General features: G+C 40.5%; 3 protein-coding genes. 2 read left to right on the top strand and 1 reads right to left on the bottom strand.

Annotated features, from left to right (window positions below; all coding sequences use genetic code 11):
• A partial coding sequence (locus FT726_RS25725; protein ID WP_346303688.1) for a flagellar cap protein FliD N-terminal domain-containing protein occupies nt 1–377 on the bottom strand: 377 nt, incomplete at its 3' end.
• Between the two features lie 254 nt (nt 378–631).
• Here FT726_RS25725 and FT726_RS25720 point away from each other — a divergent pair.
• Nucleotides 632–1573: a flagellin gene (locus tag FT726_RS25720; protein ID WP_278428220.1), complete on the top strand. Its 942-nt coding sequence runs from the start codon at nt 632–634 to the stop codon at nt 1571–1573.
• A 150-nt stretch (nt 1574–1723) separates the two neighbouring features.
• Entirely contained in the window at nt 1724–5926 is a 4203-nt protein-coding gene (locus FT726_RS25715; RefSeq protein ID WP_346303687.1) for an FkbM family methyltransferase, read from the top strand.
• The last annotated feature ends 360 nt before the right edge of the window (nt 5927–6286 follow it).

The raw sequence follows: 6286 nt of genomic DNA, 5'->3' as shown, positions 1-6286 counted from the left end.
GCGAGGCTGGAATCGCCTAAATCGCCATCTTTGCTGGTCGCGCTTTTCGAGAGCAGCGACTGCGCTTTAGCCAGTTGGGTGACTTCAACCGAAAAGTTACCGGCCGCCGCATCATTGGCCAGCGTGGCGGTGAACGCGGTGTTGGTGCTGCTGACTTTTGTTGAGGCAATTGCAGAAGTGTCTTTTAATGCCGCCGCCGCAGTCTGCACTTTTTGCAGTGCAGTCTGCACGATGCCCCATGCTGAAAGTTTGGCTTTATAAGAAGTCTGTTGTGTTGTAATCGGCGTCAGGTTAGCCTGCTCCGCCGTTTGCAGCTGGTCATATAAATCGCTTAAGCCGAGGTTCGTTCCAGCGTTCAGGTTACTTACACTTGCCATGGTTCAATCCTTAGTTGATGGACAATCACTGGAAGCAGTATCGGCAGCGATGCAAAAATCTTAATCCCTCAGCAAAAAAACAATAGCCAGATAAAAACCCCTTCTTTATTGCACTTCGGCCTTTTGCGCTTTTTTAAATTTTCGCTGAATTTTTTCTAAAGGTTGGTTAGGGGCTGACGATAATCAGGTTGACGGTGATGAAGCCGCAGGCCAAATGCCGAAACCTAACCCATTTAATTTGAAGGATAAATATCATGGCTGTTATCAACACTAACACCCTGTCCCTGGTGACGCAGAACAACCTGACTAAGTCTCAGTCTTCTCTGGGTACTGCGATCGAGCGTCTGTCATCTGGTCTGCGTATCAACAGCGCGAAAGATGATGCTGCCGGTCAGGCGATTGCCAACCGCTTCACCTCTAACATCAACGGCCTCAACGTTGCCGCACGCAACGCCAATGACGGTATCTCTCTGGCGCAGACCGCTGAAGGCGCGCTGTCAGAAATCAACAACAACTTACAGCGCGTGCGTGACCTGACCGTACAGGCGCAGAACAGCTCAAACTCCGCATCAGATATCGACTCTATCCAGTCTGAAGTTAACCAGCGTTTAGCTGAAATTGATCGCGTAACTAAGCAAACAGACTTCAACGGTATTAAAGTACTTAACACTGGCTCTACGACTAATACCTCTTATAGCTTCCAGGTTGGTTCAAAAGATGCAGAGCAAATCAGCATTTCAATCGGAGCTAGTAAGGGTTGGGATCTTTATCAAGCAAATGGTACTGCCAATACCTCAAACGGCGGAACATATACTGCTGCAGCAACCCTTAAAGACAATACGGGCACGACTGGAACTCGTAAAGTTGCTGCAAATGGCTTTGATGTACTTACTGCTACCACAGAAACTGCCGGCGTGGTATCTGATGGTGCATTGACTCGAATTGATGCAGCTATCAAATCAGTCGACAATCAGCGTAGCCTGTTGGGTGCATCACAAAACCGTTTCGAATCAACTATTACTAACCTGAACAACACTGTTAACAACCTGTCAGCCGCTCGCAGTCGTATTCAGGATTCTGACTACGCGACTGAAGTGTCTAACATGTCTCGTGCACAGATTCTGCAACAGGCTGGTTCTTCTGTACTGGCTCAGGCTAACCAGGTTCCTCAGACTATGCTGTCCCTGCTTCGCTAATCCAATCCTCAAAATTGGTACTAAAAATAACGGGTATTTTGCCCGTTATTTTTTTTTGTTTTTTTTATAATCCCAGAAAATTGCTGAAATTTCTGGATGTTTCAGAGATGACGCTATCGATTACGGTTATGAAAAAGGCAAATATCCACCATGAAAAACTCAGTCATTAAAAAGAATGAACGAAAAATTAAGGATAATACTCCTTTATCACACTATCAATTGGCTGAATTAATTGAATTAAATCCTAAAAAAGCCCTGCAGAAGCTTGAGTTGTTGATAAAGAAAAATCCCAGGGACGTTGAATTATGGGTGATGAGTGGTCGTGCTCATAAACATCTTCAAAAATTCACTTCCGCCGAGAGGTTTTACGCGAAAGCATTAGAACTAAATCCGCACGATAGTAGCGCTCTTTACTATAAAGCTGAGCTTATGTATTTACAGGAACAATATGAAGGTGTCGAGTACTTAATTGACCATGTTATTTCATATTTAGAGGTGGACGAAGCCATTCCATTGATAGTTTTACTTGCTTTTTCACTGCAGAAGCAGAAGAAATATCAGGAATCTATTAAAAAGTTTTCAAAATTAATTAGTTTAAATGAAAGAGAGTGGTCGTACTGGAATGAATTAGGCATCATTTACCAGGAGATAGGTCAGTTCGATGAAATGCACAAAGCCTATCAACAAGCTAAACTTTTATCTGAGCACAGCCCTATACCCTATTTCAATCATATTGTAAGTTCACATTACGATCCAAGTTTAAGCGTAGAGGATATACATCAACTTTGTCAGAAGTGGCAAAAGAAATATAAGCCCATAAAAAAAAGCATGCGTGCTATAGCCAATAACAAAGCAAAAAATAAAAAGTTACGTATTGGCATGATTTCAGATGGCTTCAGAACTCATCCAGTTGGCATGATGATAGCGATGGGTTTGTCCCATGTCCAACAACATGAAATTGAATTTTATGCATATAGCACCACGTCAGTGTCGGATCACATTACTCAACGCATCCAAAGAATCACGAGTAAGTGGACGCAGGTTGAAAATATTCCAGATTTACAGTTGGATGTTTTGCTACGCGAACATGAAATTGACATTCTTTTTGACCTCAACGGCTATAACGCTAATAGCCGTATGCAGACTTTACAGCTTAAACCTGCTCCAATTATGATTAAATGGGTGGGGGGACTAATCAGTAGCACGGGCCTTGATGGTATGGATTATTTGCTCAGTGACAATATTGAAACTCCAGAGGGAGTTGATAGCCATTATTCGGAGAAACTGATCAGGCTTCCTGTTGATTATATTTGCTATGACCCACCAGCTTATTTGCCGCCGGTGAAGGCCTTACCTTGTGAAATAAAGGGGTTTATTACCTTCGGTTGTTTTAATAATGCAGCAAAAATCAATGACGATTTATTAGAGCAATGGGCCATTTTACTTAATGAAGTGCCTGATTCACAACTCTATTTGAAAAGTTTTAATTTTAAAGACGAATCTCTCTGTGAACGTGTTTATGTCACTCTTGAAAATCATGGTGTTAAGCGCGACAGGATTATTCTTGAAGGGGCATCTCCTCACAAAGAGTTACTTGAAAGTTACAATCATGTTGATATTGCCCTTGATCCCTGGCCATACTCTGGTGGATTGACAACCTGTGAGGCAATGGTAATGGGTGTGCCGGTAATAACATTGCCGGGACCAACATTTGCTGGGCGTCATTCCGCTTCACACCTTGTACATGCGGGAATGCCAGAATTAGTCGCAAAAGACTGGGAAGATTACCGAAAAATTGCTAAAGAGCTTGCGAATGATTCAGAAAACCTTGCTCTGATTCGATGCCATTTGCGAGAGATTCTTTTATCATCACCTGTATGTGATGGTAAACGTTTCGCACGTCACTTTTCTGATGCTATGCGCGCTGTATGGCAGCGCTATGCCGAGAACAAGTTACCTGAGTCGTTGTCATTTGATGAAAATGAAGATGTTTATTTTAAAGGGGAAGAAAGCTCAGTTATTCTAAACCGACCAATGAAAATGGACACCTCATCTTTCTGTGATAATGAATCAGGTTTTGCGTTCAATCTTGACGGACAGGTTAAGGCACTAGACTATGGTGGTATACTTGCTCGACAAGATAAATTCAAAGCGATAATGGCTACGAATGGCACTTTCATGATCATCATTGACCCTCTCGGCATGGTCGAAGATCATTACCTTCCTTTAAAAAGAAATTCATTGCAGAAAATACAAATGCAATTACTTGGTGATGGGAATGATACCCAGCTATATATGTGTCTTGATGCCAAATATAGTAGCGATCTACCTGCAATCAGCGTAACTTCACAGCAAGAATGGTATCCTCAAAAAGTACTTGCCAGTATAAAGGCCGCATCGTTAAAGCTCGATGAAATCCATGGCCTTGATAATATTGATTGGCTAATTTTGGATAATAGATTTAATCTTGGATTGCTTTTCGCACATGGAGTTAGGCTATTAAAATCCTGCCTTTTTGTCGCTGTGTATTATCGATTTGAAGATACACATGTAGGACAGTTGTCATTTAGTGAAATATGCGTTCATTTAAAAAACGCTGGGCTAGATTTTCATTCTTTTATAAATATTGAGTATGCTCAGACCGTAGGGTTCGAGGGAGCCGAACCATTCGCCTCTTCACAAATGATAGCAGCAGAAGCTATCTTCATTGTAACACCAAGTCGCAGAAATGATCTTAGTGCTCAGCAATGTGAAAAATTAGCATTCATTCTTCATTCCGGCTATGGTCTTTATGATGTAGTGGCCCCTTTACTGCAACTTCATTCAACTAAAAGGCTTGGAAATTATTTAAAAGAAGTTGCTTTTGATAAAAATGTTCCAGTTTCCAGAGTCAATAAAAATAAACCACATTCTTTGCCACAAAAACTTATTGTAAGCTTAACATCATACGATAAGCGTTTTGGTATTCTCCATTTAACGCTTGACTGCATTTTTAAGCAAACTGTAAAAGCAGACAGGGTTATTTTGTGGGTTGCAGAGTCAGAAAAAGGCCTGCTTCCTGAGAGTGTTCTTGCATTTAAAGAATATGGTTTGGAAATAAAGGCGTGCGAGGATTTAAAATCCTACAAAAAAATCATTCCTTTGCTTAAAGAGGATTCTAATTCCTTTATAGTTACTGCAGATGATGATTTATATTATCCTGATAACTGGCTGAATGATTTGATTGGTGCATGGAATGGAAACTATAAAACGGTTGTAGCCCATCGCGCTCATAAAATCCTTCTTAACCAGGATGGTATGCCGGTTCCTTACAGTAAATGGGAATGGGAGTATAATTTATCTACAGATGAGTCGTCATTAATTTTTCCAACATCTGGAGCGGGTGTGCTTTATCCACCACATTGTTTCTATCGTGACGTGATAAATGCAAATCTTTTCTCTAAGCTTTCACCTGGAGCGGATGATGTCTGGCTTTACTGGATGTGCCGTATGAATGGAGTGAAATTTAAAGTCGTGGGCAAGAAAATGGAACTCCTTGAATGGGAGGGTATTACAGAAAAACCATTATGGCATGAAAACCTGTTAAATGGTGGGAACGATAGTAATATTAATAAGATGATTGCTCACTACGGTTTGAAAACAAACGATGATGAACAAGGTTATGATGGTTCTTTCGAGGATATTTTCTCGTTTAGTTGTGAAAATCAGCTTGTGCGCATGCATCTTCCAAATAAAAACGATTATATACAAAATGTAATCAAGTCTACTGGGACCTTCTATGAACCTGAGATGCTTTTGGATATCTCAAACAGAGTCAAAAAAGGAAGCACTATTCTCGATGTAGGCGCTAACATAGGTAATCATAGCCTTTACTTTTCCTTGTTTTGCGGGGCAAATAAAGTGATTTCTTTCGAACCTCAGAAAAACGTTTATGATACCTTATGTGAAAACATCAAGCTTAATTTCCTTGAAGAGAAAATTGTGGCTTACCAAATAGGTTTAGGAAGCTACGAAACTACAGCTAATCTTGGTGCGGTTGATGAAAAAAACATCGGCATGACAAAGTTAGATATTAATAGTTCTGGAGATGTGAGAATTGCCACGCTCGACTCTGTAGTCGAAAAAGAGCCATTAAATTCAATATCTGTAATTAAGCTTGACGTTGAAGGGATGGAAATGGAAGTTCTGCGTGGTGCAATTCAAACCTTTGAGCGGCATCAGCCTGTGCTCTATGTAGAGGCAGCATCCAAAAAGGAGTTTGATGAAGTTTCTGCATTTTTGCTGAGTTTTAATTACATTCCAACCAGAAGATTTAATGCAACAGCGACATATCTTTTTGAGAAGAAAATTTAAGCATTAAGTCATTTCAGGAATCACGCCCTTTTAACAAAGGGCGTTTTTACCCATCATAGTCGAAAAGTCATTGCAACATTTAAAAGGTAACTCTCATAAGTGGCTTTATCAAAAATGATCATAATGCGCTAATAACTTAGATAAAAAGTTAATTTTAAAAGATATTACTGCTTGCCTAAGCTAAATTTTTAGATCATACAACAGACGATTTCCCCTTGCGCATCATAACCTCAAAAAAGTAACCATCCTGTTACAGCCTGGGTCAGAACTGCCGATAACCCTCTTCAGAATCATTCCAATTTTTAAGCTCTTTTTTTCCTGTTTCTGGGGTGTCTATGCGCTTCAATTATGACTTGTTAC

Origin of the sequence: Pantoea sp. Morm, assembly GCF_016643525.1 — a bacterium.
GTDB classification, from domain to species: Bacteria; Pseudomonadota; Gammaproteobacteria; order Enterobacterales; family Enterobacteriaceae; genus Pantoea; species Pantoea dispersa.
The sequence above is the reverse complement of the archived record's forward strand: the minus strand, read 5'-3'. Positions and strand labels throughout refer to the sequence as shown.